Here is a 14,155-nt window from a genome sequence, read left to right as displayed (position 1 = left end):
TACTTTTGGGGAAATTTATAAACCAAATCCAGCTCTTTTTATCTTCCTGTTTAAGCCGGATACTAGGTCTATATTGAACAAGCGCGCATTCACTATGCTCGCCATCTAATCTCATCAATTTAGAGGCTTCTATGACGCAATTTCCTGACAATTTTCTTTGGGGTGGCGCGATTGCCGCAAACCAAGTTGAAGGCTCATTCACACTCGATGGTAAGGGACTATCAACGTCAGATATGTTGCCTTCTGGTATTCTGAGCCCACACCAAACTCGCGAGGCACGCACTCCGGGTATCAAAGATATTGCTATCGACTTTTACAATCGCTATCCAGAAGACATTGCCTTGTTTGATGAGATGGGTTTTAACTGCTTAAGACTCTCTATTGCCTGGACACGCATCTACCCTAATGGCGATGATGCTGAGCCGAACGAAGCTGGCCTTGCCTACTATGACCGTATTTTCGATGAATTGGCAAAATACAACATGACACCATTTGTCACCCTATCGCATTACGAAATGCCTTACGCCTTGGTAGAAAACTACGGCGGTTGGGGTGACCGCAAGTTAATTGAACTGTTTGAGCGCTACGTAACAACAGTATTTGAACGCTACAAAAACAAAGTGAAACTTTGGCTGACGTTCAACGAGATCAACATGTCTTTGCACGCCCCTTTCACTGGTGTTGGTTTGCAAGAAGGGGCAACAGAGCAAGAGATCTACCAAGCGATCCACCATCAACTGGTCGCCAATGCCAAAGCGGTACAGACATGTAAGCGCATTATTCCAGATGGCAAAATAGGCAATATGCTATTAGGGGCATTAAACTACCCTTACACGTGTAATCCGGATGATGTCATTGCCGCTATGCACGAAAACAACAAATGGCTGTTCTTTGGCGATGTGCAAACTCGTGGTAAGTACCCTGGCTATATGCTGCGTTATTTCCGCGAAAACGAGATTGAAGTTGTGATGGAAGAAGGAGACTTGGAAACCATCGCTAATGCTTCTGTCGATTTTATTTCGTTTAGCTACTACGCCAGCGGCTGTGCGAGTGCCGATCCAAAACAGAAAGAAGTTGGCAACATTGTTGATAGTGTGCCAAACCCATACCTTGAGAAAAGTCAGTGGGGATGGCTCATCGATCCTAAGGGTCTTCGTGTACTGCTTAACTTCTTGTACGACCGTTACCAAAAGCCACTGTTCATCGTTGAGAATGGCCTAGGGGCACGTGATGAAGTCGATGAAAACGGGGAAATCCAGGATGACTACCGTATTGCCTATTTGAACGATCACTTAGTTCAGGCTCGCGAAGCCGTAGCCGACGGCGTCGAGTTAATGGGCTTCACAAGTTGGGGACCGATTGATTTGGTGGCTAACTCAACAGCGGAAATGAGTAAGCGCTACGGCTTCATCTATGTCGATCGTCACGACGATGGTACTGGCACACTAGAACGCAAACGCAAGAAGAGTTTTTATTGGTATCAAGGTGTTATTTCAAGTAACGGGCAGTCACTGTCAGATTAGTTCCAACTGCTTTTTGTAACTGGTAAAGAAATCATCAGTCGCGCTCAAACATTCAATAAATGTCTAGTTTCGGCGCGCCTTCAGTGTTAAATTTATGAAAAAATTAACAAGGAGTTCACGATGAATTCGAAAATCGCAGTGGTAATGGGCATAGCGTTAGCAGCAGTGCTAGCAGGGTGTGCTCCGTCGAACGAATATCGTAATAACCAAGAAATTGGTACCAAAATGGAAGAAGACGCTAAGCGTGAAAAAGAGATTTGTACCGCATTAGGCGATATCAACTGCGCGCAGCAGCTTTAGTCAGAACGAATGAATAGTAGAAAGGGAGCACAGGCTCCCTTTTTTGGTTAATTTCTTAGCTTAATCTTTCTTGGAATCAGCTCAACACCAGGGTTATAGCGTTTAGCCGATGCATTAAGTGCTAGCTCAAGCGCACTATCGCAGATGAGTTCAAACTGCTGCGGAAGCGAATTAACGCGCAGTGGTAAAAAATCGAGTAGGCGATTGTCACCAAAAGTCCCTATCTTAACTTTCCCCATCAAATCCGGGTTGTCAATCAGGACATCGAGCACACCTTCAAGTAAGGTGTAAGAAGTGGTGACCAATGCATCCGGTACGTTGCCCTGCTCTATCCACTCCATGAAAACTCGCTTGCCTTCATCACTATTAAAGTGATCGCCATACGCAACAACGGAGCTAAGCTGCTTTTCTTTGATTGCAGTTTCAAAACCCAACTGGCGCTCTCGAGAGATATTCAGCTCTGGTAAGGCGCCAATTAAGCCAACGGTATCAACCTTGCTATCCAATACCGACTGAGTCAGCTCATAAGCCGCACCATGATCTTCACTAATCACGCAGCTAAAGTGTTCATCATCCAAGCTTCGGTCTATCGCAATAACCGGCGTACCGCGCTGCTGCACTGGCAGATAGTAGTCGCTGGCATCGGTAATAGCACTGGCAACAAACAACGCATCAATACGACGAGAAATCAACGCATCGGCCACCAGCTTCTCTGTTTGCGGATCGTCATCGGAACATCCAATCAATATTTGAAATCCAGCCTTACGAGAGTTCTGCTCAAGCAACTTGGCAATGCGGGCGTAACTGGTGTTTTCTAGGTCTGGGATGATCAAACCAAATGAACGGCTCTGTCCCGCACGTAGCGATGATGCGGCGTGATCCGGTCGGTAGTTGTGCTCCTCTACCACGGCCATGACTTTGCGCTGAGTCTTCTCTGAAATTCTGTATTTTTGCGCTTTGCCATTGATAACGTAGCTGGCGGTGGTTTTCGATACCCCTGCCAGTTTGGCGATCTCGTCGAGTGTCATGTTTCGATCCTTTTCTGTGCGATGGATCATATAAATGAATTCCAAGCTAACTGATGAATTGAATTATAAGCTGAATCGGTTCAGTATAAAAGCTGAAAGGATTCAGCAGAGTTCACAAATTTAAAACTTAGTCCATACTGAGAATGGACAGGAAGTGAACATAGCCAAGGGTGGCGCTAAGTCTGATGCTACAAATCACGCATCATTACGGGTAATAACACCGTAATTAAGTCCACCAAAACAACAGCAAAGGACTTGCTGACTTTTTTTGAGATTTTTGCTGAATCGATTCAGTTACGCTTAAAGCAGTAAGCATCAAGCCAACATGAATCGGTTCTTTAATAGAATTAAACAGGTGAGCAACTATGCTTCAACTCGACACGAACACGATTACACTGAATCAATCCTCCGATAATAAACTGAATGCTATTAAAGCGATCGCCGCAGACCTTACCGCTAAAGGTTTGGTGCAATATGGTTACGTTGACGGCATGCTAAATCGCGAAGGCCAAAACTCAACGTTTCTTGGTAATGGCATTGCGATCCCGCACGGCACAACCGATACCCGTGATCTGGTTAAGCAAACCGGTGTTGCCGTTCACCACTTCCCTAACGGCGTAGATTGGGGTGATGGCAATATCGCTTATGTCGCGATTGGCATTGCGGCAAAATCTGACGAACACTTAGGTATCCTTAAGCAGCTTACGAAAATCCTATCTGCTGATGGCGTTGAGCAAAAACTTAAGCAAGCGAAAAGCGAAAAAGACATCATCGCCCTTCTAAACGGTGACGTTCAGCTAGAAGCTGACTTTGATGCCTCACTTATCCAACTTAACTTCCCAGCAAGTGACATGGTGCAGATGGCAGCGGTTGCGGGCGGTCTTCTCAAAAACACTGGCGGTACTGGCGCCGAGTTTGTTGCTGATCTCGTCACCAAGTCACCGACTCACCTAGGTAAAGGCCTATGGCTAGTCAGCAGTGATAAAGCGGTTACGCGCACTGGCATGGCATTTGTTTCTACCATCAACCAATGCGAATTAGATGGAACACCAGTGCAAGCGCTGATTGCTTTTGCCGCTTGCAACAATGCTCACCAACCGATGCTAGACAAAATTACTGAACTGGTATTCAAGCAAGAGCAAGACAAACTGATGTCACTCTCTACCGAACAAGTGCTTGGTTTCTTCACTGGCGAAGATGTTCAAGCGGCTGACGCTGAAGATGGCAACGTTGCTGTATTCAAAATCAAAAATGCTCACGGCCTTCATGCTCGCCCTGGCGCCATGTTAGTGGCGGAAGCGAAGAAATTCGAATCGTCTATCAAGGTGTCTAACCTAAATGGCGATGGCAAAGCAGTGAACGCGAAAAGCCTGATGAAAGTGATCGCCCTTGGCGTAAAACACGGCCACGAGCTTCGGTTTAGCGCTGAAGGTGCAGATGCTGCAGAAGCATTAGAAGCGATTGGCAAAGCTATCGCATCGGGTCTGGGTGAAGGCTAAGGAATCTGTTATGACCACTACGAATAAAGTCGTCACCATCACGCTAAACCCTGCACTGGATCTCACTGGCAGTCTAGAGACTTTGAATAAAGGTTCCATCAGCCTAGTGAACCAAGGTTCTTTGCACGCAGCTGGTAAAGGCGTAAACGTCGCAAAAGTACTTAGCGACTTAGGCGCTAACGTCACGGTTACGGGTTTTCTTGGTACCGATAATCAAGAGCTGTTCTGTCAGCTGTTTGCTGAGATGGGCGCGCAAGACAAATTTGTTCGCGTTGCGGGTTCTACTCGCATCAACGTCAAATTGGTCGAACAAAGCGGCGACGTTAGTGACATCAATTTCCCGGGTGTTGAGGTTGACGCGAAGGCTATCGCCGCATTTGAGCAAACCCTTAATGAGCTAATGGCAGAGCACGATTACTTTGTCTTCGCGGGCAGTTTGCCACGCGGTATCACACCAGAGCAATGTGCGATTTGGATTGCACATCTGCAGCAAAACGGTAAGCGTGTCTTGTTCGATAGCAGTCGCGATGCACTAGCTAAAGGACTGGACTCAAAACCGTGGCTAATTAAGCCAAATGATGAGGAGCTATCACAGTTTGTTGGCCGTCACCTCACCACGCAAGCGCAATGTTTAGAAGCCGCCGAATCACTTTCTGACAAAGGTATTGCCAACATTGTAGTGTCAATGGGCGCCGAAGGTGTGCTGTGGTTAGAAAACGGTGAATGGCTACAAGCAAAACCGCCAAGAATGTCAGTCGTGAGCACTGTTGGTGCTGGTGACACGCTCGTTGCAGGCCTATGTTGGGGCCATATGCAATCTAAGCCGAAAACAGAATTACTTTCTTTTGCAACCGCCTTATCTGCGCTAGCAGTGAGCCAAGTTGGCGTCGGTGTTGCGAGTGTGGAAGAAGTTTTATCCCTACAACAAAAAATAGAGTTACAAAAGCTTAGCCACTAATTTACCTAAGTCTTTGACTTAGATTCTTGTGGCAAATGGACACGAAGGTCGAACCTATGAAAATTTCAATTATTACCGCTTGCCCTAGTGGCGTAGCAAACAGCATTATCGCAGCAGGTCTTTTAGACCAAGCGGCGAAAGCACTTGAACACGAAGCGAATGTCGAGTGTCATTCTAGTGTGGTGGAAACACAAACTCTAACAGAGGCTCAAATCAACGAGTCTGATGTCATTGTTGTGGCCGCTAACGCGCCAGTAGATACTCAGCGCTTTGTAGGCAAAAAAGTCTATCAAGCGAGCATCTCCGACTGCACATCGGATCCAAAAGCATTCCTTGCTGATGCCATCGAAAAAGCGACCGAACTAGAGCAAGGTGTGACTGTTGCAGCGACAGCAGACACATCAAGCAGCGCGAAAAAAATCGTAGCTATTACAGCCTGCCCTACTGGCGTGGCGCACACCTTCATGGCGGCAGAAGCGCTTGAAGACGAAGCTAAGCGCATGGGTCACACCATTAAAGTGGAGACTCGTGGTTCTGTAGGTGCGAAAAACCAACTGACCGCACAAGAAATTGCCGATGCGGATTTGGTTATTATCGCTGCGGATATTGAAGTTCCACTGGATCGTTTTGACGGCAAACCAATGTACAAAACCAGTACTGGCCTTGCTCTTAAAAAGACCGAACAAGAGATCAATAAAGCGTTTGTTGACGCGTCTCCTTACAAACATACCGCTGGCGCAAGTCAGTCTGGTGCAGCCGAAGAGAAGAAAGGCGTGTATAAGCACCTAATGACCGGTGTATCTCACATGCTTCCTGTGGTTGTTGCTGGTGGCCTTATCATCGCGCTGTCGTTTGTATTCGGTATCGAAGCGTTTAAAGAAGAGGGCACGCTTGCAGCAGCACTTATGACCATTGGTGGTGGCAGTGCATTTGCTCTGATGATCCCAGTACTAGCAGGCTACATTGCGTTCTCAATTGCAGATCGCCCAGGTCTAGCTCCAGGTCTTATTGGCGGCATGCTAGCAAGCTCTACAGGTGCGGGCTTCCTTGGTGGTATTGTGGCGGGTTTCCTAGCAGGTTACTCAGCGAAATTGATTGCCGATAAAGTCAGCCTTCCACAGTCAATGGAGGCGTTGAAACCTATCTTAATCATTCCGTTTGTAGCTAGCTTGTTCACAGGCCTTGTGATGATTTACATCGTTGGCGGCCCAGTATCTGGCATTATGGCGGGTCTGACTGATTTCCTAAACAACATGGGTAGCGCCAATGCGGTTCTACTAGGCGTACTTCTAGGCGCAATGATGTGTTTCGATTTGGGCGGACCGGTGAACAAAGCCGCTTACACCTTCGGTGTTGGTCTTTTGGCTTCTCAAACGTACGCACCTATGGCAGCTATCATGGCAGCGGGTATGGTACCAGCGCTTGGTATGGGTCTAGCCACATTCCTAGCGAAAGATAAGTTTGAAGCTGGTGAACGTGAAGCAGGCAAAGCGTCATTCGTACTTGGTATGTGCTTTATTTCTGAAGGTGCTATTCCATTTGCAGCGAAAGATCCTGTACGCGTTATCCCTTCATGCATGATTGGTGGTGCGTTAACGGGTGCACTATCTATGCTAATTGGCGCGAAACTAATGGCACCTCACGGCGGTCTGTTCGTTCTGCTTATTCCTGGTGCAATCTCACCAGTACTGATGTACCTAGTAGCGATTGCGGCGGGTACTGCGGTAACAGGCTTTACGTATGCCTTCCTAAAACGCAGCTCGGATAAGAAGACGCTAGCTGCGGCTTAAGAGATCTATGATTTAAACGATGCCACCCCCTAAATAAGGCATTTCGAATAGCGCTGCACTAGCAGCGCTTTTTTTAATCTCATGCAAACACTCGTCTGCGTAGCCAACCAAGGCTTATCAGACTCAACGACAGCAGCCAAGACCAAGCGCCACCACCGCCTCCGTCACCACCGCCAGAGTTCACTGTTCCACCCTGAAGAATAACGCGGCCGTTCGCTTCTAAATATTCGATGCGATCTTGCTCAGTCACTATCAGAGTGGGTACTTGCTGACCACTCAGCACACTATCAATCCAGCCTGCGTAATCCGCAATTTCAGTATATGCCGCGGTCACTGCTGAAGTCGCATCACCGCACTCGGCAGGGCCAAAACTGGTGATTCCGACTTGCTTGAACACGCCATTATCATTCCAGTAGATAGGTCCTCCAGAATCACCTTGGCATGTTCCCGCTTTAAGACCATTAGCAATTGAAGTCGCTCCACTAAAACAAATTTGTTTATCTGTCAGGAAGTTGCCGTTAGTAAAATTGTTAGCGCAGGTAGCATTGGAGACCCAGAATAGATCTGCACGTTGCAGAATATTGGTACCATTCACTCCGGTTTCCACGTCACCATGCCCTAGCGCAACGAACGCAGCGAGGCGGCTTCTATATTGACTCGACTCTGTGGACGTAGCGCGTGAAACTAAGCTCCCCCCCGACACAGAGCTCTCTAGACGAATAATTGCAATGTCATTGGGGAGCAGTTTGGTAATGTTGTTTTCAAAGTTCGGGTGGAAGAACACTGCTTCAGCACGCTGTTTTTCAGCGTTAAGAAATTGGTTCTCGTTTTCCAGACCGACAACAGCGCTGGTAAAGAACACGGCACCTTCATCATAACTATTAAAACTCGATAAACAGTGTCCCGCAGTCATCACATGGCGGCTATCGAGTAACGTACCCGCACAGTATGCACCCGACGAATAACGTCCGTCATACTCCAACGAATCAATAAAAAGGCTAACGAAAGATGGAAAGTCTAAAATCGATGCATTGGTGCCATTCACAATCATTGGGGCGATATCAACCTTTGGGACTACCTCACCTTCAGGAGTAACATCACTTTCGGCATGCACTAACCCTGCCACCAAACCTAGCGGCAGAACCAATGATGCAAACAACCATCGTTTCACGTTTAGATTCATTCGGAATCTCCTTTTCTGAATAATCTGTGGGAGTTAACGTGATTTAGCTCTCACTTTCAGTATAGAGTGTTACGAACGATCTCGTAGGTTCGATTAGGTATGTCTTAACAATGAGTCAAAGATGATCAAAAACGCCGAGCAAATAGCTCGGCGTCGCAACTGAAGGGGTTTAAATCAATCTAACCATCAGTGAGCTTTCTTCTCGACCAACCAGCATAGACAAGTAGCGCTGTGAATATCCAAGGGAAGCTCCCACCACCACCGTCGCTTCCAGTTGACTTATTGGAATTTGGTGACACGCGTTCTCCAAAATTTACGCGCTCTTGTTCAGTCGGTGTATAGGTTGGAGTTTCGTGCCCTGCTAGTACACCTACTATCCAGTCGTAATGGTGAGCTACCTCAGTAAAAACCGATGTCACTGGAATGCTTGTATCACCGCATTCTGCTGGACCGAAACTGGTGATACCAATTTGCACCAAACTGCCATTGTTCTCCCAATATACCGGACCTCCCGAATCACCTTGGCAGGTTCCACCATTTAATCCAGTCACGTTACTATAATCGCCAGAAAAACAGATATAGTCATCTCGCACACCACTTAACCCAAAAGCCATACATTGGCTATTGCTGACATAGTTAAGAGGCACCTCAAGTAGTTGCTCAGAATCATCGACATTTGAGCGAGTATCACCATGCCCGACTGCTATAAAGCTTGCTGGCTGGTAACGATACGCTTTTGAGAATCCGTAGCTAACTGGCTCTCCCAATTGTGCCGACTTTTCTAACTTCAAAATAGCAATGTCATTGCGCCAAAGATAATCCTCTCCATCCCTGTAATCTGGATGTAAATATATCTCTGCGATACGCAAGCGCTCGGCACTACCTGCCTCATCAGTATTTTGTAACTTGGTTATCGCGACGGTAAATAATTGATTCCATTGAGCGGAGTTGCTGTCACCATAAAAGCAGTGTGCTGCCGTCAATACATAGTCTTGACTGAGCAACGTGCCACCACAAATCGGCCCCTCAAGCGAGTAATCTGTATAGGCCTCCGGATCCGAAAATAAAGATACAAAAGAGCGATAATCTTCAATATCAGCTACGTTACCGTTCACAATGTATGGTGAAACCGACTTACTATTGTCAGAAGCAAGAACTTGGTCAGCGTTAGCATGGAGTGAAATAAAACTGGTTGATAAAACCGCAACTGCGATTGCACTACGGTTAAAAAAACGTCGAAACACGAAACGCTACTCCTTGTTGTGTGTGTCGTGACGCTGCATGTAAAGCAGCATTCTATATTTAGGTGCAATAGTAACGTCCTTGTTTACCCCGTTTTTTTGCACTTCTCACAGCATGACAAAATTCATACAAAAAAGCACCACTGGGTGACAGTAGTGCTTTGTAGTGACATCAGGTTTAGAAACTAAACCTAGCCGTCAATCTGAGCTGAAGCTCATTTAGCCTCGGTAATAACGCTGTGGCACGAACGGCATTTTTTCGACCGTCATAGCAAGCTTTTTACCGCGTACTTCTGCAAACACTTCTGTACCAATTGCCGCAAACCCAGTCTCAACGTAACCCATAGAGACCGGTTTTCCAGCAGTTGGACCGGCTGTACCACTGGTTACGACACCAATCTCGTTGTCGTCGGCATCAAACAGCTTCGCGCCTTCACGCACTGGCGCTTTAGTTTGACCAATCAGACCAATACGCTTGCGAGCCACATCTTTAGTTTCGATTTGGTTCAGAACGATATCTGCACCAGGGAAGCCACCCGCACGCTCACCTTCATTACGACGTACTTTTTGAATGCCCCAAAGTAAGCTTGCTTCAACAGGGGTTGTCGTTGTGTCTAGGTCGTGCCCGTACAAGCACAGACCACATTCAAGGCGAAGCGAGTCACGAGCACCTAGACCAATCCACTCTACTTCTTCATATTCTGTAAGCGCTTGAGCCAATGCTTCGGCATTTTCAGACGGTGCTGAGATTTCGTAACCATCTTCACCAGTGTAACCAGAGCGACTAACAATGCACTCAACGCCGTTGATATCAAGTTTACGGACATCCATAAACAGCATCTCAGCAACTTCAGGCTGAATACGAGCCAAAACCTCAGCCGCTTTAGGGCCTTGCAGTGCAAGCAGAGCGCGATCTTCGATCACTTCCATCTCGACACCTTCATCAAGGTGCGCTTGAAGGTGTGCAATATCCTGCTCTTTACACGCAGCGTTGACGACAACAAACAGATGATCGCCTAGGTTTGCCACCATAAGATCATCCATGATGCCGCCTTGCTCATTAGTAAAGAACGCATAACGCTGTTTACCCGCTGGCAGGTCAATAATATCTACAGGAACCAATGTTTCGAGAATTTTAGCGGCGTTTGCACCGTGCAGGCGAATTTGCCCCATATGCGACACGTCAAACAATCCCGCTGCATCGCGACAATGAAGGTGCTCCTTCTTTACACCCAACGGGTATTGAACTGGCATATCGTAGCCGGCAAATGGCACCATCTTAGCGCCAACGCTTACGTGCAATGCGTGTAGAGGTGTTTTCAATAGATCTTGGGTTGCTTGTTCTTGAGCCATTGTAATCTCCATTGGGTTGTACCACAGTCTGTGGAACCTGCTCCTGTTATAGGGTAAGTGACGATAACTTAGTCAACTAAAAAACCAAGTTGACTAAAAGCCATGCCAACGGGAAACCATGTTTCCTATAGTGAACAAGGATGCGGGTATTTTTCTCATTTAACAAGATACAAACACCGCAAAATGTGACATTTAACATCTTATTCACAGAATTAAAGTCAATAAAAAAGCGCCATTTCGACGAGCTTACCGTCAAAACCGCGCCAATTCAGAGCATTTTCGCCACAAAGCAAACGTTTGCCTTCATTATACGAAACCTAATCAACTGATGATTATTTCGCCGTAACCCAAAGAATATGGGCGTCTTCTTCACTGGTTGATATGAGCATGTGCCCCATGTTTGCATCGTAGTAAACACTGTCCCCTTCGCTCATTATCATCGGTTCATAGAACTCGGAAAAGAAGGTGACTTGACCCGATAGAATCAGCAAAAACTCTTCGCCATCATGCCTTACCCAATCGCTGTATTCTTCAAAAGCGCGAGCTCTCACTGTGCTTTTGAATGGCATCATCTTTTTGTTCGATAATTGCGTTGCGAGCAGCTCATGTTCATAGGTTGGCGTAGGATGTGGTTTCCCTTCTCCACGCTTGGTAAAATCACGACGACCTGTAGCAACCTTTTTCTTTGGTGGTTCAAAGAGTTGCGGCATATCGATGTGCAGGCCGGACGCCAGTTTTTGCATCGCCTGAAAGGTTGGTGAAATCTGCTCGTTTTCGATTTTGCTCAGTGTCGAGCGCGCAAGCCCTGTTCGCTGGCTCGCTTCTTCAAGCGTGAGTCCCATCTTAGAACGAATGTCCTTGATGCGTTCACCCAGTTTAAGAGGCTCTATATTTTCATCCACTGACTCACGAGCGAGAGTTAAGGACGGATACTCATCATAGATGTCTTCTGACATGCGATCCTTCTTTTTCATGACTTCCTGTTTTGCAAATTCATTGTTGCATGAAGCGACTTCTATATTAAAGACCAAGTATAAAAATAAAGCGTGCTCTCGGTAACATTTTCGGAAACTGTGTTTCCTATAGGAAATTTCTGATTGATTGTTTGAGCCGACAGAGGTATGTTATCGGCTTGTTAGATGAAGAGATGCACTTACGCGCTGGTGAGTCAACGGAAGTCCCCTACTCGACAGCACGTTTACTGAATGATTTTTGTCCTACTTATTGGGACTAATTCGCGCCGCTGTTTTGAACAGTTTGCCTGTTCTTACAGTACTAAGACACGACGCAATCGACACCATGAAAAACACAAACGTCGATTGAACAATGGAAGGTTTACCGCCATGAATGCTCAGTACTCAAAAAGCTATCCAAATCACAGCCTAGAAAACTTCTTCTCAACCAACTTGTCTGCGACAGACGATGCTGTGTTCACAGGAATCCAAGCAGAGTTCGCTCGCCAGAATGACCAAATCGAGCTGATTGCTTCTGAAAACATCGTTTCCAAAGCAGTTATGCAAGCACAAGGCACTTGCCTAACCAATAAATACGCAGAAGGCTATCCTAACCGTCGCTACTACGGTGGTTGTGAGCATGTTGATACTGTAGAAGCTATTGCTATCGAACGTGCAAAGTCTCTTTTTAAGTGCGAATACGCAAACGTTCAACCTCACTCCGGCGCTCAAGCGAATGGCGCAGTAAAACTGGCGCTACTTCAACCTGGCGACACCATCATGGGCATGTCTCTTGATGCAGGTGGTCACCTTACTCACGGCGCTCGCCCTGCGCTTTCTGGTAAATGGTTTAATGCCGTTCAATACGGTGTGGACAAAGAAACCCTAGAGATTAACTACGACGACGTACGTGCTCTAGCTGTTGAACACAAACCGAAAATGATCATCGCTGGCGGTAGTGCAATTCCACGCGTTATCGACTTTGCTAAATTCCGTGAAATCGCGGACGAAGTTGGCGCTATCCTAATGGTCGACATGGCGCACATCGCAGGTCTGATTGCAACAGGCGCGCACCCTAGCCCACTGCCACACGCACATGTTGTCACCACGACAACGCACAAAACTCTGCGCGGCCCTCGTGGTGGCATGATCCTAACCAATCACGAAGACATCATTAAGAAAATCAACTCAGCGGTATTCCCTGGCCTTCAAGGCGGTCCGCTGATGCACGTGATTGCAGCCAAAGCTGTCGCGTTCGGCGAGGCTCTTGGCCCACAATTCTCAACTTATATCGATTCAGTGATCGCGAACGCAAAAGTACTTTCTGAAGTATTGCAAACTCGCGGTTGCGACATCGTGACTGGCGGCACTGATACTCACCTTATGCTGGTTGACCTACGTCCAAAAGGACTTAAAGGCAATAAAGCTGAAGAAGCCTTAGAGCGTGCTGGTATCACATGTAACAAAAACGGCATCCCGTTCGACACAGAAAAACCTATGATTACATCTGGTATTCGTTTAGGGACGCCAGCTGGAACCACCCGTGGTTTTGGCACCGAAGAATTTAAACTCATTGGTGAGTGGATTGGTGACGTGTTAGACGGCCTCGTAGAAAGCCCAGAAGGTAATCCAGAGGTCGAGAAACGCGTACGTAAAGAAGTGAAGGCGCTGTGCGCTCGCTTCCCACTCTACACTTAAAGAACAAAACATCCTTAATTTTTGGAGATATAGCAATGGACAACACTTTGAAGTTTTCTGACAGCCACGAATGGGTACGCGACAACGGCGACGGTACTGTGACTATCGGTATTTCAGAGCACGCTCAAGAAATGCTAGGTGACGTAGTGTTCGTTGACCTACCAGAAGTAGAAGACGAAATCGAAGCAGGCGAAAGCTTTTCTCTCGTTGAGTCTGTAAAAGCAGCGTCTGACATCTACGCACCAATCACTGGTGAAATCGTTGAAATCAACGAAGAACTAGAAGACAGCCCAGAGCTTATCAACGAAGAGTCATACGAAGGTGGCTGGATTGTTAAGGTAAAAATGTCTGATGCTTCTGAGCTAGACAACCTTAAGAGCGCTGAAGAATACCTAGCGTCTATCGAAGACGAATAAGCAAAACGTAACCGTTGCCCGAATGTACCGAATAAGCGAGTCATCAACAAAAACGTCGTCATTTTAGCATTGCTAAGCATGTCGTCATCCCTGCGCAGGCAGGGCTCTTGTTTAAGTTGGGTACTCGCTTTTAGTAGATTCCTGCCTGCGCAGGAATGACGTACAAAGTGGAAACACGTAAAAAATTCGGGCTACGATTTTAAAGGTCTCGCA

Annotated in this window: 12 protein-coding genes; 7 read left to right on the top strand and 5 right to left on the bottom strand. The window is 46.8% G+C overall.

The window, feature by feature from the left end; all coding sequences use genetic code 11:
- Positions 1-131 precede the first annotated feature (131 nt).
- Both PG915_RS21640 and PG915_RS21635 read left to right on the top strand, forming a co-directional pair.
- Positions 132-1,523, top strand: coding sequence for a glycoside hydrolase family 1 protein (locus PG915_RS21640; protein WP_353499057.1), 1,392 nt, complete (start codon positions 132-134; stop codon positions 1,521-1,523).
- A gap of 120 nt (positions 1,524-1,643) precedes the next feature.
- A complete protein-coding gene (locus PG915_RS21635; protein ID WP_353499056.1) occupies positions 1,644-1,823 on the top strand; it encodes a hypothetical protein in 180 nt (59 codons plus the stop codon).
- Between the two features lie 47 nt (positions 1,824-1,870).
- On the opposite strand, the gene cra is transcribed toward PG915_RS21635, so the two are convergent.
- Positions 1,871-2,851, bottom strand: coding sequence for a catabolite repressor/activator (cra, locus tag PG915_RS21630; protein WP_353499055.1), 981 nt, complete (start codon positions 2,849-2,851; stop codon positions 1,871-1,873).
- Between the two features lie 365 nt (positions 2,852-3,216).
- Here cra and fruB point away from each other — a divergent pair, with 365 nt between their 5' ends.
- From fruB to fruA, 3 genes are read left to right on the top strand one after another with little or no spacing between them, the layout of a single operon-like run.
- On the top strand, positions 3,217-4,350 hold the full coding sequence (gene fruB / locus PG915_RS21625; protein WP_353499054.1) for a fused PTS fructose transporter subunit IIA/HPr protein: 1,134 nt from the start codon (positions 3,217-3,219) through the stop codon (positions 4,348-4,350).
- Positions 4,351-4,360: 10 nt separating this feature from the next.
- Positions 4,361-5,308, top strand: coding sequence for a 1-phosphofructokinase (pfkB, locus tag PG915_RS21620; protein ID WP_353499053.1), 948 nt, complete (start codon positions 4,361-4,363; stop codon positions 5,306-5,308).
- Positions 5,309-5,364: 56 nt separating this feature from the next.
- Positions 5,365-7,098, top strand: coding sequence for a PTS fructose transporter subunit IIBC (gene fruA, locus PG915_RS21615; protein WP_353499052.1), 1,734 nt, complete (start codon positions 5,365-5,367; stop codon positions 7,096-7,098).
- A gap of 79 nt (positions 7,099-7,177) precedes the next feature.
- Here fruA and PG915_RS21610 read toward each other — a convergent pair whose 3' ends face one another.
- From PG915_RS21610 to PG915_RS21595, 4 genes are all read right to left on the bottom strand, one after another.
- The gene (locus tag PG915_RS21610) at positions 7,178-8,281 is read right to left on the bottom strand and encodes a S1 family peptidase (protein ID WP_353499051.1); all 1,104 of its coding nucleotides are present in this window, start codon (positions 8,279-8,281) and stop codon (positions 7,178-7,180) included.
- 179 nt (positions 8,282-8,460) lie between these two features.
- A complete protein-coding gene (locus tag PG915_RS21605; RefSeq protein ID WP_353499050.1) occupies positions 8,461-9,525 on the bottom strand; it encodes a S1 family peptidase in 1,065 nt (354 codons plus the stop codon).
- 216 nt (positions 9,526-9,741) lie between these two features.
- Positions 9,742-10,875, bottom strand: a complete 1,134-nt coding sequence (gene gcvT, locus PG915_RS21600; RefSeq protein WP_353499049.1) for a glycine cleavage system aminomethyltransferase GcvT — start codon at positions 10,873-10,875, stop codon at positions 9,742-9,744.
- A 332-nt stretch (positions 10,876-11,207) separates the two neighbouring features.
- A complete protein-coding gene (locus tag PG915_RS21595) occupies positions 11,208-11,831 on the bottom strand; it encodes a helix-turn-helix domain-containing protein (RefSeq protein ID WP_353500185.1) in 624 nt (207 codons plus the stop codon).
- A gap of 387 nt (positions 11,832-12,218) precedes the next feature.
- Between PG915_RS21595 and PG915_RS21590 the strand changes: the two genes are divergently transcribed.
- Positions 12,219-13,526: a serine hydroxymethyltransferase gene (locus PG915_RS21590; protein ID WP_112462898.1), complete on the top strand. Its 1,308-nt coding sequence runs from the start codon at positions 12,219-12,221 to the stop codon at positions 13,524-13,526.
- Between the two features lie 35 nt (positions 13,527-13,561).
- Positions 13,562-13,942, top strand: a complete 381-nt coding sequence (gene gcvH / locus PG915_RS21585; protein ID WP_042497316.1) for a glycine cleavage system protein GcvH — start codon at positions 13,562-13,564, stop codon at positions 13,940-13,942.
- The last annotated feature ends 213 nt before the right edge of the window (positions 13,943-14,155 follow it).

The organism is Vibrio sp. CB1-14, from assembly GCF_040412085.2.
GTDB classification, from domain to species: Bacteria; Pseudomonadota; Gammaproteobacteria; order Enterobacterales; family Vibrionaceae; genus Vibrio; species Vibrio chaetopteri.
This window is presented reverse-complemented; position numbering and strand designations above follow the sequence as displayed.